19 protein-coding genes are annotated in these 21,308 nt (G+C 65.4%); 10 read left to right on the top strand and 9 right to left on the bottom strand.

The genetic code is table 11. The annotated features are described in order from the left end of the window. The first annotated feature begins 104 nt into the window (after positions 1-104). Entirely contained in the window at positions 105-1,364 is a 1,260-nt protein-coding gene (locus GJ695_RS01150; protein ID WP_154361773.1) for a putative O-glycosylation ligase, exosortase A system-associated, read from the top strand. Further along, entirely contained in the window at positions 1,361-2,200 is an 840-nt protein-coding gene (locus GJ695_RS01145) for a polysaccharide deacetylase family protein (protein ID WP_154361772.1), read from the top strand. Before GJ695_RS01150 ends, GJ695_RS01145 begins: the two co-directional genes overlap by 4 nt. On the opposite strand, the gene GJ695_RS01140 is transcribed toward GJ695_RS01145, so the two are convergent. The 3 genes from GJ695_RS01140 to GJ695_RS01130 are packed head-to-tail and all read right to left on the bottom strand — an operon-like array spanning position 2,130 to position 6,774. Further along, positions 2,130-3,992 carry an asparagine synthetase B family protein gene (locus GJ695_RS01140; protein WP_154361771.1) on the bottom strand — a complete coding sequence of 621 codons (1,863 nt, stop codon included), beginning with the start codon at positions 3,990-3,992 and terminating at the stop codon, positions 2,130-2,132. The two genes, GJ695_RS01145 and GJ695_RS01140, sit on opposite strands and share 71 nt — an antisense overlap. After that, complete coding sequence (locus GJ695_RS01135; RefSeq protein ID WP_154361770.1) at positions 3,989-5,215, bottom strand: pyridoxal-dependent decarboxylase, exosortase A system-associated; 1,227 nt, start codon at positions 5,213-5,215, stop codon at positions 3,989-3,991. The genes GJ695_RS01140 and GJ695_RS01135 overlap by 4 nt, the downstream gene beginning before the upstream one ends. Continuing rightward, positions 5,212-6,774, bottom strand: a complete 1,563-nt coding sequence (locus tag GJ695_RS01130) for an acyl-CoA ligase (AMP-forming), exosortase A system-associated (protein ID WP_154361769.1) — start codon at positions 6,772-6,774, stop codon at positions 5,212-5,214. The genes GJ695_RS01135 and GJ695_RS01130 overlap by 4 nt, the downstream gene beginning before the upstream one ends. A 159-nt stretch (positions 6,775-6,933) precedes the next feature. Between GJ695_RS01130 and GJ695_RS01125 the strand changes: the two genes are divergently transcribed. Genes GJ695_RS01125 through GJ695_RS01100 form a run of 6 tightly spaced genes read left to right on the top strand, consistent with a single transcriptional unit; the run spans position 6,934 to position 11,401 of the window. Continuing rightward, a complete protein-coding gene (locus tag GJ695_RS01125; RefSeq protein ID WP_154361768.1) occupies positions 6,934-7,677 on the top strand; it encodes a GNAT family N-acetyltransferase in 744 nt (247 codons plus the stop codon). Further along, on the top strand, positions 7,644-7,886 hold the full coding sequence (locus GJ695_RS01120) for an acyl carrier protein (protein WP_154361767.1): 243 nt from the start codon (positions 7,644-7,646) through the stop codon (positions 7,884-7,886). Before GJ695_RS01125 ends, GJ695_RS01120 begins: the two co-directional genes overlap by 34 nt. Positions 7,887-7,888: 2 nt before the next feature. Continuing rightward, entirely contained in the window at positions 7,889-8,728 is an 840-nt protein-coding gene (locus GJ695_RS01115) for a hydrolase 2, exosortase A system-associated (protein ID WP_229260268.1), read from the top strand. Further along, positions 8,728-9,555 (top strand): hydrolase 1, exosortase A system-associated, encoded by an 828-nt coding sequence (locus tag GJ695_RS01110; RefSeq protein ID WP_154361766.1) that lies wholly within the window; start codon positions 8,728-8,730, stop codon positions 9,553-9,555. Before GJ695_RS01115 ends, GJ695_RS01110 begins: the two co-directional genes overlap by 1 nt. Next, a complete protein-coding gene (locus tag GJ695_RS01105; protein ID WP_154361765.1) occupies positions 9,549-10,796 on the top strand; it encodes a glycosyltransferase in 1,248 nt (415 codons plus the stop codon). The genes GJ695_RS01110 and GJ695_RS01105 overlap by 7 nt, the downstream gene beginning before the upstream one ends. Further along, positions 10,793-11,401, top strand: a complete 609-nt coding sequence (locus GJ695_RS01100) for a tetratricopeptide repeat protein (RefSeq protein WP_154361764.1) — start codon at positions 10,793-10,795, stop codon at positions 11,399-11,401. Before GJ695_RS01105 ends, GJ695_RS01100 begins: the two co-directional genes overlap by 4 nt. Here the strand turns inward: GJ695_RS01100 and prsR are convergent, their stop codons facing one another. Genes prsR through GJ695_RS01085 form a run of 3 tightly spaced genes read right to left on the bottom strand, consistent with a single transcriptional unit; the run spans position 11,402 to position 16,105 of the window. Continuing rightward, entirely contained in the window at positions 11,402-12,742 is a 1,341-nt protein-coding gene (gene prsR / locus GJ695_RS01095; protein ID WP_154361763.1) for a PEP-CTERM-box response regulator transcription factor, read from the bottom strand. After that, the gene (gene prsK, locus GJ695_RS01090) at positions 12,729-14,774 is read right to left on the bottom strand and encodes an XrtA/PEP-CTERM system histidine kinase PrsK (RefSeq protein WP_154361762.1); all 2,046 of its coding nucleotides are present in this window, start codon (positions 14,772-14,774) and stop codon (positions 12,729-12,731) included. Before prsK ends, prsR begins: the two co-directional genes overlap by 14 nt. Beyond that, positions 14,774-16,105 (bottom strand): TIGR03013 family XrtA/PEP-CTERM system glycosyltransferase, encoded by a 1,332-nt coding sequence (locus tag GJ695_RS01085; protein ID WP_154361761.1) that lies wholly within the window; start codon positions 16,103-16,105, stop codon positions 14,774-14,776. Before GJ695_RS01085 ends, prsK begins: the two co-directional genes overlap by 1 nt. 208 nt (positions 16,106-16,313) lie before the next feature. On the opposite strand from GJ695_RS01085, the gene nadB reads away from it, so the two are divergent. Together nadB and GJ695_RS01075 are read left to right on the top strand one after the other, a co-directional pair. After that, the gene (nadB, locus tag GJ695_RS01080) at positions 16,314-17,930 is read left to right on the top strand and encodes an L-aspartate oxidase (RefSeq protein ID WP_154361760.1); all 1,617 of its coding nucleotides are present in this window, start codon (positions 16,314-16,316) and stop codon (positions 17,928-17,930) included. After that, positions 17,927-18,466, top strand: a complete 540-nt coding sequence (locus GJ695_RS01075) for a GNAT family N-acetyltransferase (protein WP_154361759.1) — start codon at positions 17,927-17,929, stop codon at positions 18,464-18,466. The genes nadB and GJ695_RS01075 overlap by 4 nt, the downstream gene beginning before the upstream one ends. On the opposite strand, the gene GJ695_RS01070 is transcribed toward GJ695_RS01075, so the two are convergent. The 3 genes from GJ695_RS01070 to nadA form a co-directional block, all read right to left on the bottom strand. Then, complete coding sequence (locus GJ695_RS01070; RefSeq protein ID WP_154361758.1) at positions 18,453-19,208, bottom strand: substrate-binding periplasmic protein; 756 nt, start codon at positions 19,206-19,208, stop codon at positions 18,453-18,455. The genes GJ695_RS01075 and GJ695_RS01070 overlap by 14 nt on opposite strands. 78 nt (positions 19,209-19,286) lie before the next feature. Then, complete coding sequence (gene nadC, locus GJ695_RS01065) at positions 19,287-20,153, bottom strand: carboxylating nicotinate-nucleotide diphosphorylase (RefSeq protein ID WP_154361919.1); 867 nt, start codon at positions 20,151-20,153, stop codon at positions 19,287-19,289. Beyond that, the gene (nadA, locus tag GJ695_RS01060; protein ID WP_154361757.1) at positions 20,153-21,307 is read right to left on the bottom strand and encodes a quinolinate synthase NadA; all 1,155 of its coding nucleotides are present in this window, start codon (positions 21,305-21,307) and stop codon (positions 20,153-20,155) included. The genes nadC and nadA overlap by 1 nt, the downstream gene beginning before the upstream one ends. Position 21,308 lies beyond the last annotated feature (1 nt).

Here is a 21,308-nt window from a genome sequence, read left to right as displayed (position 1 = left end):
GTACGGTCAACAAGGCCCGATCTCCCCTGTCCTATGATTGCTAGAGCAAAAAGCCAGTGTACCGACCGCCTCAATCGCATCGTTGAGCCACATCAATAACTGCCATGCGCGACATACTCGTCACCCTCATTGTGTTTGCCAGCCTGCCCTGGATAATCAGGAATCCCGTCAACGGCGTGCTGATGTGGATCTGGATCAGCGTGATGAATCCGCACACGCAAAGCTGGGGCTTCGCCACCACGTTCCCGTTCGCCCAGATCATCGCCGTCATCACCCTGTTCAGCCTGTCCACCTCGCGCGCGCCGAAGACGCTGCCGGCCAGCGGCATCACCTTCGCCCTGCTGGCCATGCTGCTGTGGATGAACGTGACGACCTTGTTCGCCATCTTCCCGGCGGCATCCCAGGTGCAGTTGGCCAAGGTGATGAAGATCATGCTGATGAGTCTGGTCACCATGGTGGTCATCCGCAGCCGCCAGGATGTGCACCGGATGATCTGGGTGCTGGCGTTTTCGCTGGGCTACTACGGCGTCAAGGGCGGCATCTTCACGGTGCGCGAGGGCGGCAACTTCCGTGTCTGGGGACCGATCGGCACCTTCATCGGCGGCAACAACGAAATCGCGCTGGCCCTGATCATCGTCATACCGCTGATGCGCTATTTGCAGCTCAGTACGGACAAGCGCTGGATCAAGCACGGCCTGACGGCCGCTATGCTGCTATCCGGCATGGCCGCGCTGGGAACCTATTCGCGCGGCGCCCTGCTGGCCATCGCCGCCATGATCGCGCTGATGTGGCTGAAAAGCCAAAAGAAACTGCTGGGCGGAATGCTGATCCTGATGTGCGTGCCGCCCGCGCTGTTGTTCATGCCGGCGCGCTGGGCCGAGCGCATGGACAGCATCGGCGATTATCAGGCGGACACCTCCGCCATGGGCCGCATCAACGCCTGGCACATGGCCTACAACCTGGCCAAGGACCGTTTTTTCGGCGGCGGCTTCGAGATTGCCGAGCCGTCCGTGTTCTATCTGTACGCGCCGAATCCTGCCGCCGTGCACGCGGCGCACAGCATCTACTTCCAGGCGCTCGGCGAACACGGCTTTATCGGCCTGGCCCTGTATCTGCTGCTGGGAGCATTGACCTGGCGCTCCGCCGCCTGGGTCGTGCGCCACAGCCGCGATGAGACGGAGTTGCAATGGGCCGGCGACCTCGCCAGGATGATCCAGGCCAGCCTGATCGGCTTCGCCGTCGGCGGCGCCTTCCTGAGCCTGCTGTATTTCGACGTGCCCTATTATCTGATGGCCGCCATTGTCGCCCTGCGCGCGTTGACGGAGCAACATCTGGCGGCCAGAAAAGCGGAGGTGATCCGATGACTTCCCAACGCCTGTCCATCCTGATCTATCACCGGGTGCTGGCCCGGCGCGATCCCCTGCTGCCCAGTCTGCCCGATATCCGGCGTTTCGACGGACAGATGGCGATGCTCAAGCGCGCCTTCAACGTCCTGCCGCTGGGTCTTGCCGTGCGTTTGCTGCAACGGCAGGCCCTGCCGCCGCGCGCGGCCTGCATCACCTTCGACGACGGCTATGCCGACAACGCCGAATACGCGCTGCCGATTTTGCAGCGGCACGGCTTGAAAGCGACATTTTTCATCGCCAGCGGCTATCTCAACGGCGGGCAGATGTGGAATGACGATGTCATCGAGCACGCGCGCCAGGTCGGGCTGCGGCCGCACGAACTCGATCAGTTGCTGCAACGGCTCAAATACCTTCCCTTCGACGAGCGCGAGCGCGCGGCAAGCGCCCTGGCGCCGCCGCGCAGCCATGCCTTGATGATGCGCGCCGACCAGGTACAGGCGCTGCACGCCGCCGGCATGGACATCGGCGCGCACACGCACCGCCATCCGATTCTCGCCAATCTGCCGGATGCGGAGGCGCTGGCCGACATCCGCCTCGGCAAAGCCGCACTGGAAAACATCACGCAAGCGCCGGTCACGCTGTTTGCCTATCCCAACGGCAAGCCGGGCGTGGATTACAACCAGCGGCATGTGCAAATGGTGCTGGAGCTGGGCTTTGAAGCGGCATGCAGCACCGTCGCCGGCGTCGCCTACGACGGCAGCGACATGCTGCAACTGCCGCGCTTCACGCCCTGGGAGCCGGATCGGCTGCGGTTTTTTCTGCGTCTGCTGGCACAGCGGCGCATCGCGGTGTAGCGTGCTGTTGCAACCATTGTTCCAGCATCATCAACACCCAGACCATCGTGCCGTGGTAGGCCGGATGTTCGTGCACCAGCGTGCGCGTCAGGCGATCAATAAAATCGGTACGGACGATGCGGCGCGGCTTCAGGTCATGCAGGCTGTCGAAGGCCAGCTCGCGCAGACGCGCATCGCTCAACAGCCACTGCCCGAACGGCATGCCGAAGCCGTGTTTTTTCTTGCGCAGGATGTCACGCGGCAAATGCTCGCGCAGCGCATGCTTGAAAAAGTAGCGCAGCCTGACGCCATTCAGCTTATCCCGGGGCGGCAAGCGCGCCGAGAACGCCAGCATCTGGTCGTCAAGGAAGGGAAACGCCGCTTCCACGCCAGCCAGCTCGCATGCCAGGCTGACCTTGCGCAGATCGTTGTCGGCCAGCGTATAGCGCAGGTCCAGCGCCTGCATGCGATTGATCTGGCTGAGTCCGTGCGATTCCCAGTAGCAGGCGTTCAGCTGATCCAGCGGTGCGCCCGCATCCACGGCGGCCAGAAAATCGGCGTGCAGCACTTCGCCAGGCCCATAGCGTTGCAGCAGATTGTAGGTTTCCAGCCGCGCCGGCATCGGCACCAGCGCCTGATCGATGTAGCTGCGCGCCTTGCGCGGCAGTGGCGCCTGCCAGCGGCCCAGCAGGCCGAACAGTAGCGGCTCCAGCAGCAATTGGCGCAGCGCCGACGGCAATTGCTCATAGCGGGCAAACACCGCCTGACGCGCATACCGCTCGTTGCCGCCGAACAGCTCGTCGCCGCCGTCGCCGCCGATCAGCCGCGTTACGCCGTCGGCCCGCGCCATTTGCGCGCAGAAATACGCCGGCACGATCGAGGAATTGCCGAACGGCTGCGGACTGGCTGCCGCAATGCGCGGAATCGCGTCCGCCACGTCGCCGGCGGTCAGGTAGTATTCGTGGTGATCGGTCTGGAAGTGTTTGGCGGCGATGCGGGCGTAGGCCATTTCATCGTAGCCATCGACATCGAAGCCGATGGAATACGTGCGTGCCGGCTTTTCCAGCAGCCCGGCCAGCGTGGAACTGTCGGTGCCGCCGCTGAGGAAGGCGCCGATCCTGTCCGCGCCCTCGGTCGCCTGCCGTACCGAATCCTGCAACACACCAAGAAACTGCCGTTTCATCACGACAAACGGCGCCGCCTGTTTTTCCCGAAAGCGCATGCGCCAGTAAGCGCCGCGCTCCATGCGGCCCTGGCGATACAGAAGATACTCTCCCGGCTGCAACCGCTGCTGGTTGCGATACACGCTGCGCGGCGCCGGAATCATGTGAAAGTACAGGTAATTGAACAGCGACTGGGCATCCAGCTCACCGGCGGGCATGGCGGCAACCGAGGTTGCAAACAGCAATCCCTGCGGTCCGCCCTGGTAATGCATGGTGTGCTCGCCGCTGCGGCCAACCGCCAGCAGCACATGCCCCGTGTTGCCGTCCATGATGCAGGCGGCAAACGGGCCGGCCAGTTCCGCGCAAGCCTGCGGGCCGCGCGTGCGCCACAGCGTGACCAGCCGTTGGGCCAGCTGCGCCTTGCCGGCATCCAGGCTGGCGCGGCCCCACACCGCCGCCAGCAGCCCCGGTTCCTGATGCACGCTGACACTGTCCGCGCATGCCGCGATGCCCAGCCCGCACGGCTCGTCCGTCAATATCCTGACCGGGACGGCATCGAAACGTGCCAGGCTTGCGGTACTGGCCGCCAGCGGCAGCGGCCCGCACCGCGCGTCGCGCCCCAGGTTCAGATAGCCGCACAGTCCGCTCATACCAGCACCTCCAGCGGCGGCGGATGGCCAAGAAACGCGGTCGGACTGGCGGTCAAACCATATGCGCCGGACTGGAACACCACCACATAATCGCCCGGTTCCGCGCGCGCGAGTTCCATGCTGTCTGCCAGCAGATCGAGCGGCGTGCACAACGGACCGACCACGGTGGCCACTTCGCGCGGCCCCGCCTGCATGCGGTTGCCGATCGCCACCGGGTAATTCTTGCGGATCACCTGGCCGAAATTGCCAGAGGCCGCCAGGTGGTGATGCAGCCCGCCGTCCGTGATCACAAAAACCTGCCCATGCGACAACTTGCGTTCCAGCACGCGGCAAACGTAGATGCCGCCTTCGGCCACCAGATAGCGTCCAAGCTCCAGCACCAGCTGTGTTTCCGGCGCAGCGGCGCACAGCGTTTGCATGGTCGCGCGCAGTCCGTCGGCCACCGCGCGCAGGTCCAGCGCCCGCTCGCCGGGAAAGTACGGCACGCCGAAGCCGCCGCCGATGTTCAGCAGCCGCAGCGGCGCCGGTGCATGGTGCGCCAGCCGCAGTCCGAGCTCCACGCATAGCCGCTGCGCTTCGCCAATCGCCTTGGCGGACAGATTCTGCGCACCGCAAAACAGGTGGAAGCCGAAAAAGTCCAGCTCCAGCCGGCCCAGCTTGCGCAACATGGCCGGCACCCGCTCGGCATCAACGCCGAATTGGCGCGCGCCGCCGGCCATCTTCATGCCGGCGTATTTCAGTTCGAATTCCGGGTTCACGCGCACCGCGACGCGCGGCGCAATGCCCAGCAGCTCGCCGACGCGTGCCGCGCGCTCCATTTCGTCTTCCGATTCGAGGTGCAGCACCACGCCGGCCGCCACCGCGCTGCGCAACTCCGCATTGCTCTTGCCCGGCCCGGCGAAACTGATCCGCGCAGGCGGCATGCCGGTATCGAGCGCCGTTTTCAGCTCGCCTCCGGAGGCCACGTCAAAGCCATCCACCATCGGCGCCATCATCTGCACCAGCGCCGGCATCGGATTGGCCTTGATGGCGTAGTGCAGATGCAGCCCTGGCGGCAATAGCTCGCGCAGCAGCGCAATCCTGGACTGGATATGCTGCCGTTCATAGGCATAAAACGGCGTGCGGCCGACGCGCTCCGCCAGCCTGGTCAGCGTGATGCCGCCTAGCTGCAGGCAATCATCCAGCACCGGAAACTGCCGCAACTCGGCGTGAGATGGCGTCATGACCGCGCCTCCAGTTCCTGCGCCAGCAATCGCCGGTCGATCTTGCCGTTGGGATTGCGCGGCAGCGGCTGGCCACGGACATCGATGCGCGCCGGCACCATGTAAGCTGGCAGCGAACGCTTGCAGGCCGCCAGCAGCGCAGGGCTGTTCAGTTCGTCGCCAACGGCGACCAGGGCGATCACCTGCCCCAGCATCGGATGGGCGACGCCGAAGGCGGCGGCTTCGGAGACCAGCCCGGTGGCATACACCACCTCCTCCACCTCCGCCGGGCTGACGCGGTAGCCGGAAGTCTTGATCATGTCGTCGCCGCGCCCGATGAAGTACAGATAACCCTCCTCGTCCGCCCACACCGTGTCGCCCGACCACACCGCCAGCTCCGGTATCGGCCGGCCGCCGCTGCGGTCCGGCACCGGGCGGAAACGCTCGGCGGTGCGCGCCGCATCGTTCCAGTAACCCATCGACACCAGCGCGCCGCGATGCACCAGTTCGCCCGGCTCATTCGGGCCGCATGGCGAGCCATCGCCGCGCAGCACCAGGATTTCCGCGTTGGGGATGGCCTTGCCGATGGAATCGGGCCGCAGATCCAGTTGCTCCGGCGCCAGATAGGTCGACCGGAACGCTTCGGTCAGGCCGTACATCAGATACATCTGCACATGCGGCAGCGCCTTGCGCAGCGCCTTGATGGTGTGCTGCGGCATGACGCCGCCGGAATTGGTGATGTAGCGCATGCGCCGCGCGTGATGCCAGCTCAACTCCGACAACTGTATCCACAACGGCGGCACGCCCGCCAGACCGGTGATGCGGTCGCGGTCGATGGCATCGATCACGTCGCGCAGCAACAGATGATTGAGCAGCACCGCGCAGGCGCCGACGGCAAAGGCGGTGGTCAGCTGGCTCAGGCCATAGTCAAAACTCAACGGCAGCACGCACAGGATGCGGTCCTCCGCCGTATTGTTCAGGTAGCTGGACACACTGAGCGCGCCGGCGACCAGGTTGCGGTGCGACAGGATCACGCCCTTGGGCTTGCCGGTGCTGCCCGACGTGTACAGAATCGCCGCCATGTCGCAATCGATGCAGGGATGCGGCGGCCGGGCCTGCGCCGACAACATGCTTTCGCGCCAAGAATGCAGCCGCACGCCCGGCGGCGGCTGCAATCCTTCCATCGAACCGATCACGATCACCGTCTGCAAATCGGGACAAGCGCCCAACACGTCGCAGAGCTGACTGAAGCGCTCGCGCGAGGTTACCAGAATGCGCACATTGCAATCCGCGAGAATGTACGCCACCTGCTCTGCCTTCAGCACCGGATTCACCGGCACGAACACCGCGCCGGCCGCCGCCGCGCCAAACATCGCCACGACATTTTCCTCGCGCTTTTCCAGGTAGACAGCCAGACGCTCGCCGCGCCCCAGGCCGTGATGCAGCCAGGCGTGCGCCGCCACCGTGACCATCTGCGCCAGCGCGCCATAGTTCAGGCCCACGCCCTGGTACGACAGGGCCTGGCGTTCCGGCATCTGCCGCGCCGACTGGAAAATGAATTCGTGGATGAGCTGCGGCATGACGGTCAGCCTTCGCGATGGAGGGTTCTCCATGATCCGGACAAACAGCTCTGCCGTTCTTGATGCGCATCAAACGCCGCGCGCGCTTGTTCTGGCGCAAACCGCGCGCGGCGCGGCCATAGTCTAATCAGAACCCCGCTCTCCATCGGATGCACCGCCATGAGCACACGCCTGCGTCACACCCTTGCACAACTGGGCTGGCTGAATACCGCCCTGTATCTGCTGGCGCGCGTGCTGCAATCGGCCAGCGGCGGACGCTGGGCCCTGTTCCGCTACCTGTTCGTGGCGCAGTACGTCGGCGATACGCCGCTCACGCCGATGCGCGGCGCCGACATTCAACTCCACGCGCCCACCGTCCGCGATCCGCTGCCGCCGGGCTATCCGCGTCCCGCCCACGTCGTGCACGGCCGCTACGCGCAAGGCGCGCAAACGCTGACGGCGTGGCGCAACGGCCGGCTGGCGGGATTTGTGTGGCTGATACTCGACGCCTACCAGGAAGACGAGGTGCGCGCCCGCTACCGCCTGGCGTCATCGCGCGCCAGCTGGGATTTCGACGTCTGGGTGCATCCGGAAGAACGCCTGGGCTGGGTGTTCCGCCGCCTGTGGGAGTCGGCCCGCGTGCAGTTGCGCCGGCACGGCGTGCGCTGGACGTGCAGCCGCATCTCCGCCTTCAACGCCGCCTCGCTGCGCGCGCACGCGCAGATCGGCGTCGTGCGCCTGGGTCATGCCGTGTTCCTGCGCTGCGGCGGCTGGCAGTGGATGTTCGCCAGCCTGCATCCCTACATTCACCTGTCGCGCAATCCTGCGTGCTTTCCCCAACTGATGTTCGACACCAGCACGCTGGCCGACATCGCCGCCAAGGAACCGCCATGCCCCACTTTTCGCAAGTCTGCCAGATCCTGAGAACCACGCTGGGCCTGGGCCGTATGCCGCTGACCGAGGACACGCAACTGCTCGGCAGCCTGCCGGAACTGGATTCGATGGCGGTGGCGAATCTGATCCTGGCGCTGGAACAGCAATTCGGCATCGAGGTGCGGGACGACGAAATCAGCGCCCGCCACTTCGCCACGGTCGGCTCGCTGGCGGGCTTCGTCGAATCCAAACTGGCCTGATCATGCATATGCCGCCGTTCGCCGCTCTGCCGTTCTTCCTCAACGCCGACGAGGGCGAGCGCTTCTGCCTGTATCACGAGCCGGAAGCCGGGATGCCGCCGCGCGGCGCCATCCTTCACGTCCACCCGTTTGCCGAGGAGTTGAACAAGAGCCGGCGCATGGTGGCCTTGCAGGCGCGCGCCTATGCGCAAGCCGGCTTCGGCGTGCTGCAGATCGACTTGTTCGGCTGTGGCGATAGCAGCGGAGAGTTTGCGCAGGCGCGCTGGGATATCTGGCTGAACGACCTGGCGCGCGCGTGGCAATGGATGAGGAAGCGGCACACCGGTCCTGGCTATCTCTGGGGCCTGCGTCTGGGCGCCTTGCTGGCGCTGGACTTTGCCACGCGCGCGCAGCCGGACGGCCTGATACTGTGGCAGCCTGCCTTGAGCGGCCGCGCCTATCTGAACCAGTTCGCGCGCCTGCAAAGCGCGGCGCGCCTGTTTTCCGGCGCGCCCGCGGTCGAGCAGGATAACGAGATCGCCGGCTATGCGATGTCGCCTGCGCTGGCGGACACCATCGGCCAGCTGGACGTGCAGGCGCTGGCGCCGCGCTGTCCCGTGCAGTGGCTGGAACTGAGCTCGCCGCCACAGGACGCCGCCGCTGAATACGCGGCCGCCGCCGGCAATGTCCGCGCGGCCCTGCAGCCTGCCTCCGCGCTGGTGATCGATCGTTGGCGCCAGTCCGGCGCACGGGTCCAGGCCATTCCGGTCCACGGCCAGGCCTTCTGGGCCAGCAACGAAATCGGCATCGTGCCCGAACTGCTGGCCGCCACCACGGCCGCCGCGCCGGGAGGGGCGACATAATGCCCAGCCAACGCGTCCTCCATTTCACCTGCCACGACTGCTGGCTGTTCGGCATCCTGCATGTGCCGGACGAGCCGTTGACGCGCGGTGTGCTGATCGTCACCGGCGGACCGCAATACCGCATCGGCAGCCATCGCCAGTTTGTGCTGCTGGCGCGGCATCTGGCCGAGCATAGCGTGCCGGTGATGCGCTTCGACTATCGCGGCATGGGCGACAGCGAAGGCGAGATGCGCGATTTCGAATCGATACAGGACGACCTGGAAGCGGCCATCTGCGAATTCTTCAGCGCCATGCCGTCGTTGAAGGAACTGGTACTGTGGGGACTGTGCGACGGCGCCACCGCGGCCGCCTTCCACGCGCCGGCCGATCCGCGCGTCGCCGGACTGGTGATGCTCAATCCCTGGGTGCGCACCACGCAAGGCGAGGCGCGCACCACCTTGCGGCACTACTATCTGCAACGCATGCGCGACCGCGAGTTCTGGCGCAAGCTGGCACATGGCCGATTTGGATGGCGGCGCGCATTGACGTCGTTTGGCCAGGTGGCGCTGGCCGCGCGCCAGCCGTCGGCCCAGGTGCAGCCGCTGCCGGAGCGGCTCTACCAGTCGTTGCAACGTTTCCGTGGCCAGGTCCTCATCATCCTGAGCGGTGCGGATCTCGGCGCGCGCGAATTCATGGCGCTGGCGCGACAACATGCGCACTGGCGCGGCCTGCTGGCGTCACCACGCGTGCGCCAGGCCGTCATCCCCCACGCCAACCATACCTTCGCCCGCAAAGCCTGGCGCGACGAGGTGGCGGAGATCTGCACCCGGTGGATACAAGCATGGTAAAGCGCGTGCTCATGATCGCCTACCACTATCCGCCGCTGCGTGGCGGCAGCGGCATTCATCGCACGCTGTCGTTCACCGAATACCTGCCGCAACTGGGCTGGGAGCCGACGGTGCTGTCGGTCAGCCACAACGCCTATCCGGACTGCGGCCTCGCCGAGGCGGCGCCGCAGGTGCCGGTGCATCGCAGCTTCGCGCTGGACGCGGCGCGCCAGTTGGCCATCCATGGCCGCTATCCCGCGCTGCTGGCGCAGCCGGACCGCTGGATCTCCTGGTGGCTGAGCGCCGTGCCGGCGGGACTGCGCCTGATACGTGCGCATGAACCGCAATTCATCTGGTCCAGCTACCCGATCGCCACCGCCCATCTGATCGCGCTCACGCTGCATCGCCTGACCGGCATTCCCTGGATCGCCGATCAGCGCGACCCCATGATCGACACCGGCTATCCGCCCGATCCGCGCCGCCGCCGCATTCATGGCTGGATCGAACGGCAGGCCGTGACGCGCGGCGCGGCCATCGTTTGCACCACGCCCGGCGCGGTGCGCGACCTGAACCAGCGCTTTCCGCAAGCCGACACCAGCCGCATCGCACTGATCGAGAACGGCTACGACGAGGTGAGCTTCATCGGCGCCGAAATCGCCCCGCCGGCGCCGCGCGCGGACGCGCCGTTCCGGCTGCTGCACAGTGGCGTCATCTATCCGTCCGAGCGCGATCCTACCGCGTTGTTCGCCGCGCTGGCGCGCCTGCTCGCGGCGGGAACCATCACTCCGGCCAACTTCCGCCTGGTGCTGCGCGCCACCGGGCACGATCAGTATCTGCGGAATCTGATCGCACGACACCAGGGGCTATCGCACATCATCGAACTCGCGCCGCCGCTGACCTACCGCGAAGCGCTCGGCGAAATGCTGAACGCCGATGGCCTGCTGCTGCTGCAAGCCGCCAATTGCAACGGCCAGATCCCGGCAAAACTGTATGAATACCTGCGCGCCCGCCGCCCGCTGCTGGCCCTGACCCATCCGGACGGCGATTCCGCCGGCCTGCTGCGCCGCGCCGGCATCGACACCATGGCGCGCCTCGATTCCGCCGACGATATCGCCGGCGCGCTGCCGCACTTCCTGCGCCTCTGCCGCGACCAGCAAGCGCCAATCGCACCGCCGGCCCTGATCGCCCGCCACTCACGCGCCGCAAGGGCGCGCGAGCTGGCCGCGCTGCTGGAACGCATCCACTGCAAGGAGCAACCATGAAAAGCCGCGCCATCGCCCTGTTGTTCGCCTGCGCGAGCGCCGCGGCCGCGGACGACTGCCCGGACTACATCAAGCACGATCCCGGCGGCGACTATGTCAATGCCGACGACCGCAAGGGTCTGAGCGTGGTGGAGAATTACCACTTCACACCGAATGTCGAACGGCTGGTGCGCGGCGCCAGCGGCTCGCTCGGCGCGGACATCGGCTACACGCTGGAACACTTTCCCAATCACCACCGCGCACTGGCGGCGATGTCGCGTCTGGCGCTGCGCGACAGGAACCGCAAGCCGCCCGGCGCGCACTACACGGTCGAATGCTATTTCGAGCGCGCCTTGCGCTATCGCCCGCAGGATGCGCGCGTGCATTCGCTATACGGCAGCTATCTGCTGGCAATCGGCCAGACCGACGCCGCGCTGGAAAAGCTGGAGGAATCCGCGCGGCTGGAGCCGGCCAACGCCACAGCGCACTACAATCTCGGCCTGCTGTACGTGAAGAAGAAGGACTACGACAAGGCCCGCGCAAGCGCGCAAAAAGCCTATGCCATGGGCTTCCCCTTGCCAGGCCTGAAGAACAAGCTGGCCGCCGCCGGCGAGTGGCGCGAGTGACTATTTCAGGCCGTGGTGATTCATCAAGTCGTACAAGGTGGGCCGACTTACGCCCAGCAGCTCCGCCGCCTTGACGATATTGCCATCCACCCGTGCCAGCGCCTTGACCATCACGCCATATTCCGCCGCCTCCCGCACCTGGCGCAAATTCAGCGTTTCCTCCTGCCCGTCCGGCAGTCCCAGATCGGCCGGCGTAAGCTGCGGACCGTCGGCCATGATCACCGCGCGGCGTATGCAGTTCTCCATTTCCCTGACGTTGCCTGGCCATGCGTGGGCCTCGATCGCTGCCAGCGCTTCGGCGCTGAACGCCAGCATCGAGCGCGATTCACTGGCGCAGAACTTGTTGCGGAAGTGATGCGCCAATAGCGCGCGATCGCCGGCGCGCTCGCGCAGCGGCGGAATGGTCAGCACGATCTCGCTCAGGCGATAGTAGAGGTCTTCGCGGAAGCCGCCTTGCGCCGCCAGTGTTTTCAGGTTGCGATGGGTGGCGCAGACCACGCGCACATCGACGCTGATTTCGCTGCGCCCACCGACACGCTCGATCACCCGCTCCTGCAGGAAGCGCAGCAGCTTGGCCTGCAACGCCGGCGCCATATCGCCGATTTCGTCGAGGAAGAAAGTCCCGCCGTGCGCCAGTTCCAGCTTGCCGGGCGTTTGCCGCTGCGCGCCGGTAAAAGCACCTTTTTCGTAGCCGAACAATTCGCTCTCCAGCAGTTGTTCAGGAATCGCCGCACAATTGATCGCCACGAAACGCTTGTCATGCCGCGTGCTCAATTGGTGCAAACCGCGCGCAAGCAGCTCCTTGCCGCTGCCGGAGTCGCCGAGCAGCATCACGCTCGCCGATGATGGCGCGACCTTCTCCACGCTTCGGCACACTTTCAGCATGGCCGGATCGCGGCTGATGATGCCCGCCAGCGGAGAATCGCTCTGGATCTGCAGCATGCGTCGGTTTTCCTGCTGCATGGCGTGCAGGTAAAAGGCGCGCGCGATCACCAGCGACAGCGTGTCGGCATCCAGCGGTTTCTGGTGAAAATCGTAGGCGCCCATGGCGATGGCTTTCAGCGCATACGCGCGCTCCTGGTTGCCGGACAGGATAATCACCTTGGTGTCCGGCGCCGCATCGAGAATGTGCGACAGCAGCGCCAGTCCCTCGCTGGCGCCGTCCGGATCGGGCGGCAGGCCGAGATCCATCGTCACCACGGCCGGCTGGTGGCGGCGCAGTTGCGCCAGCGCGGTTTCCCGGTCGTCGGCGGCCACGACATCGTAGGCGTCCAGGCTCCAGCGCAGTTGCTTTTGCAGGCCGGCGTCGTCTTCCACCACCAGCAGCTTATTTTTTCCCATGGTCGAACTCCTTGTGTAGCGGCAGCGTCACGCGGAACGTGGTGCCTTGGGATGGCGCGCTGGTGACCTGCAACTGTCCGCCCAGCTCGCGCAGATATTCCCGGCTTTCGAACACGCCGATGCCCATGCCGGCGGTCTTGGTTGAGACGAATGGCTGAAACAGGTGTTCGCGCACGAACTGTTCGCTCATGCCGTGGCCTGTGTCGGATAGTTCAATCACGGCGGAATCACCGCTTTCCTGCATGCGCACGGCGACATGGCCGGAACGCGGCGTCGCCTCAACGGCATTCTGTATCAGGTGACCAATGACGCGTTCCAGGCGCTGGCCGTTCGCCAGCACCGTCAGGCCGGCGGCGCGCAGTTCCAGTGACGGCCTTGGCTCGCTGCCGACGTGGGCCTGCACCGCGCGCGCCAGCAGCTCGTCCAGTTGCAGCGGCGCGGCGGCGTCCGGTGCGTCGTCGCGGCGCAGTTTGAGCAGCAGGTGCTTCATTTTCCCGAGCGAGTGCGAGAGAGTGTCCAGCATGTCGTCCTGAAAGGCGGGATTGGCTTTGTGTTTTTCGGCGTTCACCAGCAGCAGCGACAGTTGCGAGACCAGGTTTTTCAGGTCATGCACGATGAAGGTCGACATGCGGTTGAAGGATTCGAACTGGCGTGCCACCGCGAGGCTCTCCGCGGAGGCGCGATGTGCAAGGTAGCTGGCGGCCTGGCTGCCGGCGATCTTGAGCACATCGCGCACTTCCCAGTTCAGCTGCAACGCGGTGCGCGGCGGCGCCAGGCAGATGAAGCCGAACAGGCTGCGGTCCAGCATCAGTGGCACGATCAGCCAGAGTTGCGCAGCCCACAAGGGCGGAACATGGCCGTCGTAGCGCGCTGGCTGCGCGCGCCATTCCGGCAGTTCAATAACCCAGCCGCGCGCGGACAGCAGATGACATAGCGGGCCATCGGCGCCCTCTGTCGCCGCCGGCAGCGGCAGGTTCCAGCGGGTCGCAGGCTGATAGGCGCCGTCGGCGCCGCGCAGCCACAGCATGCCTGCCGGGCTTTCCACCAGCGCGGCCACGGCCTGGATCGCCCGTTCCGGCAGGCCGCCCGCGTCGTCCGCCAGCGCACGCGTAAAGCGTTGCCACTCCTCGCGGTAATCGTAGCGGCCCTGATAAAAATGCTTGCTGATGAAAAGCTTGAGCCGCGCGCGCATCGCGCCGGAGAACAGCACGGCGGTCAGCAACAGCGCCGCGCCGCACAGGCATGCCAGCTGCATCAGCGCACCCCAGGCGCCGCCGACATAGCGCAGATACCAGGCGCTGGCCGCCATCGCCAGCAGATACATGGCCGCGCCCAGCAGCGCGGCGGAGTGAAACATGATCTGGCGCGACAGCTGCAAGCCTGGCGTCCACGCCGGGCCACGCGCCATGGCTGTCGCCAGCAGCGGCGCGCTCATCGCATTGACCATGCCGCGCGCGGCCCAGATATCCGGATTCACACGCCGCAGCAGCATGGCGTCGCTGTACAGATAAAAGTCGAAGGCGAACAAGGCGCCCATGCCGAGACAGGCGAACTTGATTCCCCACCGCTTATTCAGCGGCGCGCTGCGGTACAGATGCTCCACCAGCAGCATGCCCAGCACCGACGACGCCAGCGGCAATCCGGCGCGCAGCAAGGGCGAAGCGTCGGCCTGCATCGACACCGTGAGCGCGGCAGCCGGCAATAGCGGCGCACAGACCAGCAGGCGCGGTGCGGCGCCGGATAACGCGAGCAGCAGCGCAAGCCAGCAGGCGGTGCGCAACGCTTCGGCAGCCTCCACCAGTACCGGCGCCGCGATCACCACGCCATCCGGCGGCGGCCAGGCGTCGGCAACCACCACCGCCATGCAACTGGCAGCCCAGAGTGCGGTCGCCGCAGCGGTCCAGGCCATCGCGCGCGCGTGTGGCCGCTGGCGCCAGGTGCGGCGCAACAGCAGGCAAGCCAGCACGACAAACGCCAGCAGCGCCATGCCGTGGCTGAACGCCGCAACGGCCGGAGCACCATCCCACTGCATCAGCGCCCGCCTTTGCCGAACAGGACCACCTGCACCGTATCCACCAGTATCAGCAGGTCCAGAAACAGGCTGTTATTTTTCACATAATACAAATCGTATTGCAGCTTACGCAGCGCATCCTCCACCGAGGCGCCGTAGCGGTAGCGCACCTGCGCCAGACCGGTGATGCCAGGCTTGATCCCGTGCCGCACGTTGTAATACGCGATGCGCTCGCACAGCTGGTCGACAAAGTAGGCGCGCTCCGGACGCGGGCCGACAAAACTCATCTCGCCCTTGAAGACATTCAGCATCTGCGGCAGTTCGTCGATGCGCAGCTTGCGTATCCAGCGCCCCACCATCGTCACGCGCGGATCGTCCTGCTCCGCCCACTGCGGCTGGCCGTTGCGCTCCGCATCCTCACGCATGCTGCGGAATTTCAGCACCTGGAACAGCCGGTTGTTGCGCCCCACCCGCTCCTGCCTGTAGAAGACCGGCCCGCCATCCTCGATCTTGATCGCCAGCGCGGTCGCCAGCATCACAGGCATTGCCAGCAGGCCGATGGCGGCGCTGGCCAGCAGATCGAATATGCGCTTGACCGTGGCCCGCATCAGACTCTGGTCAAAGCCGCCGCCGAAAATCAGATAGCTGGGTTGCAGCGAATCGACGCGGATCTGGCACGCCTCGCGCTCGAAAAAGGTGGCGGCGTCGGTCACCGGCACGCCGCCCAGCGCGCACTCCAGCAGCTGGCGCACAGGATAGGCGCCGGTGCGCCGGTCGCCCACCGTCACCACGATTTCGTCGGCGGCGTAGCGGCGCGCCAGCGTCAGCAACGGCAGATCGCCCGGCAGCAGCATCGCCGGCGGCACCGCGCGCATCTCGCCCTGCACCGGCACAAATCCCACCACGCGAAACGGATGAAAGCCGATGCTGCTGGCCGCCAGTTCCAGGCATTCGCGCGCGATGGCGCCGTCGCCGACGATGATCAGGCGCTGCTCCAGCATGCGCGATTGCGCCGACGTGAACACCACCAGCCGCGCCAGCAGCACCGCACCGCCGCCAAGCAGGAACACCATGCTGCCCAGCCGCCCCAATTGCATCTGCGGCAACAACACCGCCAGCAAATGCATCAGCCCGAAGCCGAGCACGAACGACGGCGTGATCCGCAGCAAGGTGCTCTTGATGTCCTCGCGCGACTGGTCGTGCTGGTACATGCCCAGCGTGCCCATGCTGAACACCATCACCACCGCAAACGCCAGCGCCGCCATGTACAGCTGGCCTGGATCGGACAGCCACAGCGGCGCGCTGGCAACCGCCGCCGCCAGCAGTATCGACAACTCCAGGAACAGCAGCATGAAGGCTATCCTGGACACATAATGGTGAAAGATCCTGATCACGATAGGCCTCCCAAAACGGAGCTTTCATGATGCAGACCAGTTAACCCAGCCGTTTTGAGCGCCCACAACCGAGATGCAATCCCGGAGTCAAAAAGGCCATTTATGACGCGGTTATGACAAATGGTCTATAGTCATGGTTCTCTAGTGCATTCAAACCCACTTAATCATGAAATTTGATGTTGCAATTGTCGGCAGCGGACTGGCCGGCCTGTCGGTCGCCCTGCATCTGGCCGAGACCCGTACCGTAGCGATTATTTCCAAACGTGCCCTGAGGGATGGCGCCAGCAACTGGGCCCAGGGCGGCATTGCCGCCGTGCTGGACTCCGGCGACAGCCACACCCAGCACATCGACGACACTCTGATCGCCGGCGGCGGCCTGTGCGACGAAGGCGCCACGCGCTACATCGTCGAGCACGGCCGCGAAGCGATCGAGTGGCTGATCGAACAGGGCGTGCCCTTCACCAAGGACGATTCGGCCGAACTGGGCTTCCACCTGACGCGCGAAGGCGGCCACAGCCAGCGCCGCATCATCCACGCCGCCGACGCCACCGGCAACGCGGTGCAGATGACGCTGGAAGAAAAAGTCCGCGCCCACCCGAACATCACGCTGTTCGAGCACCACTGCGCGATCGACCTGATTACCTCGGACAAAGTTCACCCAGGCAAAAAAGGCAATGCACAGCCGAAATGCTACGGCCTGTACGTGCAGGACGAGCATACCGGTCAGGTCCACACTTTTGCGGCGGAACACACGGTGATGTGTACCGGTGGCGCCGGCAAGGTGTACCTGTACACCACCAATCCGGACACCGCCAGCGGCGACGGCATCGCCATGGCCTGGCGCGCCGGCTGCCGCGTGTCGAACATGGAATTCATCCAGTTCCATCCGACCTGCCTGTACCACCCCTACGCCAAGTCGTTCCTGATCACCGAAGCGATTCGCGGCGAAGGCGGCCTGCTCAAGCTGCCGCCGGAAGCCGGCGCCGCCGCCGGCACGCGCTTCATGCTGGCCCACGACGAACGCGCCGAACTGGCGCCGCGCGACGTGGTCGCCCGCGCCATCGACTTCGAAATCAAAAAGCGCGGCCTGGACTACGTCCACCTGGACATCAGCCACAAGCCGGCCGAATTCCTGATCGAGCACTTCCCCACCATCTATGCGCGCTGCATGGAGCTGGGCATCGACATCACCAAGGAACCGATCCCGATCGTGCCGGCCGCGCACTACACCTGCGGCGGCATCGTCACCGACCTGCACGGCCGCACCGACTTGCCAGGCTTGTACGCCGTCGGCGAAACCGCCTGCACCGGCCTGCACGGCGCCAACCGCCTGGCCAGCAACTCGCTGCTGGAATGCGTGGTGATCGGCCGCGCCTGCGCGCTCGACATCACCGCCAAGGAAAAAGGCGAAGTGCCCTACCTGCCGGATTGGGATGAAAGCCGTGTCACCGACGCCGACGAAGAAGTGGTCATCTCGCACAACTGGGACGAGCTGCGCCGCTTCATGTGGAACTACGTCGGCATCGTGCGCACCACCAAGCGCCTGGAACGCGCGCAGCACCGCCTGGCGCTGATGACGGAAGAAATCGACGAGTACTACCAGAACTTCCGCGTGTCGCATGACCTGCTGGAACTGCGTAATCTGGTGGAGGTGGCGACCCTGATCGTCAACAGCGCACTGCTGCGTCGTGAAAGCCGTGGCCTGCACTTCAGCCGCGACTATCCGGAGACCTTGGCCAAAGCGCTGCCGACCATCCTGACGCCGCCGCGCCGCAAGCAATGATCGCCGTCCGCCACGCCACGCAGGCCGACATCCCGGCCATGGAGGCGCTGATCGCGCGTTCCGGCATTGAGCTCAGCGAAGGCTTCTACACGCCCGAGCAGGCGCAGGCCGTTACGCGCTATGTGTTCGGCGTGGACACGCAGCTGGTGGCGGATCAGACCTACTTCATCATCGAGAAGGACGGCCAGCTGGCGGCCTGCGGAGGATGGAGCAAGCGCAGCACGCTGTTCGGCGCCGACCGCACCAAGACCGGCGCCGATCCCCTGCTGGACCCGGCCAGCGAGCCGGCCCGCATCCGCGCGTTCTTTGTCGATCCGTCGGCGGCGCGCCAGGGCCTGGGCCGCATGCTGCTCCAGCACTGCACCGACGCGGCGGCGGCCGGCGGCTTCCACACGCTGGAACTGGCGGCCACCATGCCGGGCGTGCCGCTGTACACCGCCTGCGGCTTCAGCATCGTTGAACCAATCGAGATCACCTTGCCAGGCGACGTGCTGGTGCCGCTGGCGAAAATGCGCAAGTCGATCAGGGAATCGTAACGCCATAGCGGCGCGCCAGCTTTTGCAGCGCGCCATTTCTCTTCATCTCCACCAGCAGTTGATCGAAATGCGCCGGCACGTCGCGCAGGCGCGACGACAAGGGATAGGCGAAGTAGCCATCCTGCACATCGATCAGCGGCGCCAGCGCCATCAGCCTGTCCTGCAAGCCCAATGCCGCCAGCACCGGATCGGTATCGCGCCGGTTGGTCGCAAACAGCTCGACGTGGCCATGCGCCAGCATCTGCAATCCATTTTCCACGCTATTGGTGACGCTGGCGCGCAGCTGCGGCAGCGCCTTGTCGAACGCTTGTCCATACAGCCAGCCATTGATGACCGCCACGCGCCGGCCCTTGAGCAAGGAATAATCGCCATCCCACACCGGCATGCTGTCGGCGCGCACGTAGAACGCCAGCTCGTCCTGCAAAAAGGCCTGTTCGCCGAAGCGGAGAATGCGCTGCCGTTCGACAGACTTGTAGGCGCCAACCAGGATGTCGGCCTTGCCGCCGCTGACCACCTCCATCGCGCGCCGCCACGGATAGATTTCAAAGCGCGCCTGGTAACCATGGCGATGCGCCAGCAGCCGCACCAGCTCCACGCCCAGGCCGGAAAACTCGCCGTTGGGGCGCCGCTCGAAAATACCGACATTGTGGGTGCCGACGGCCACCAGTTCACGCGAAACCGGTGCGCGGGCAAAAGAAGATAGCGGCAAAGCGCCCAGCGCCATGCCGCACAAGACAGTCAAGCAACGTCGCCGTGATGACAGCCGCAAGTGGGTCTCCCCTGCCGGGAATCCGGCATCTTGCGGTTTATTCTACGCGGATTAGCCGACGATGCGCAAAGAATAGTCGGTGGCCCGGATATCCTTGGTCAGGCTGCCGATCGAGATGCGGTCCACGCCCGTTTCGGCGATGGCGCGCACGGTGTCGAAGTTGATGCCGCCCGACGCTTCCAGCAGCGCACGGCCGGCGTTGATCGTCACCGCATCGCGCATCATGTCGGTGCTGAAGTTATCCAGCAGGATCGACAAGGCGCCCGCTTCCAGCGCTTCCTTCAGCTCTTCCAGCGACTCCACTTCCACCTGGATGCTGACGCCCTTGTCCAGGCGCTTGGCCGCCAGCACCGCGTTGGTGATGCCGCCTGCCGCCGCGATGTGGTTTTCCTTGATCAGGATGCCGTCGTACAGCGCCAGGCGCTGATTCTGGCCACCACCGACGCGCACCGCGTACTTCTGCGCCAGGCGCAGGCCCGGCAAAGTCTTGCGCGTGTCGAGAATCGCTGCACGGGTGCCGGCGATCACGTCGACGTACTTGCGGGTGGCGGTCGCCACGCCGGACAGCAGTTGCATGAAGTTGAGCGCGCCGCGTTCGGCGGTCAGCAGCGCGCGCGCCGGGCCTTCGATGGTGCAGACCACGCTGTCGGCCTTCATCAAATCGCCTTCCGCGTACTTCCAGTCGATTTCAATCCCGGCCTGCATGCAGTTCATGATGCCTTCGAACCAGGGCGCGCCGCACAGCACCGCGTCTTCGCGCACGATCACGCGCGCCTTGGCGCGGCAGCCTTCCGGCACCAGCAGGCCAGTCAGGTCGCCGCCGCCCACGTCTTCCAGCAGCGCCGACAGCAGGTTCGCTTCAAATGCGGTTTTCAACGCGTCGTCGAACGGCGCGAACTTGTTCACCAGAGTGCTCATCATGCAGGACCGATTCCCGAAAACAGTTGTGCTTCTTTTGCCAGATCCGGGCCCGGCTGCACCTTGGCCTTCTTGGCCGCCGCGAAGTCCAGCATGCGGGTGATCGAGACCACGGCCTGCTTGCCGATTTCCGCATCGACGAAGATTTCATTGTTGGCGCTGACCGCCGGATTGTCCATATTCTCCAGCACGTCGGCCAGATTTTGCAGACCGTTCATGGCCATCCATGGGCAGTGCGCGCAGCTCTTGCAGGTGGCGCTGTTGCCGGCGGTTGGCGCTTCGATGAAGCGCTTGCCCGGCGCCGCGGCGCGCATCTTGTGCAGGATGCCATTGTCGGTGGCGACGATGAAGGTGTCGCAATCCGATTCCACGGCGGCGTTGATGATCTGCGTGGTCGAGCCGACGACATCGGCCAGCGCCACCACATTTGCCGGCGATTCCGGATGCACCAGGATCTTCGCCTCAGGATATTGGGCCTTCAGCAGCTCCAGCTCCACGCCCTTGAATTCATCGTGCACCAAGCAGGAACCCTGCCACAGCAGCATGTCGGCGCCGGTCTGCTTCTGGATGTAGGAACCCAGATGCTTGTCCGGCGCCCACAAAATCTTCTTGCCCTGCTCGTGCAGGTGCTTGACGATATCCAGGCCGATCGACGAGGTCACCATCCAGTCCGCGCGCGCCTTGACGGCGGCGCTGGTGTTGGCGTACACCACCACCGTGCGGTCCGGATGCGCATCGCAGTAAGCGGCGAATTCGTCGGCCGGACAGCCCAGGTCCAGCGAGCAGGTCGCGTCCAGGTCCGGCATCAGGATGCGTTTTTCCGGGCTGAGGATCTTGGCGGTTTCACCCATGAAGCGCACGCCCGCCACCACCAGCGTCTTGGCCGCATGATCGCGGCCGAAGCGCGCCATTTCCAGCGAATCGGAGACGCAGCCGCCGGTTTCCTCGGCCAGATCCTGCAGGTCGGCGTCCACATAATAATGGGACACCAGGACTGCCTGCTTCTCCTTCAGCAGGCGCTTGATGCGTTCTTTGAGTTCGATGCGCTGTTCAGCGCTAGGAGTCGCTGGCGTGCGCGCCCAGGCGTGGGCGGTGCAGCTGGCTCCGTCTTGTGGATGCTCGTACTCGACGGGTTTGATCTCAATGGCTTGCATA

Source organism: Duganella alba, from assembly GCF_009674495.1.
Taxonomy (GTDB): Bacteria; Pseudomonadota; Gammaproteobacteria; order Burkholderiales; family Burkholderiaceae_D; genus Rugamonas; species Rugamonas alba.
The sequence above is the reverse complement of the archived record's forward strand: the minus strand, read 5'-3'. Positions and strand labels throughout refer to the sequence as shown.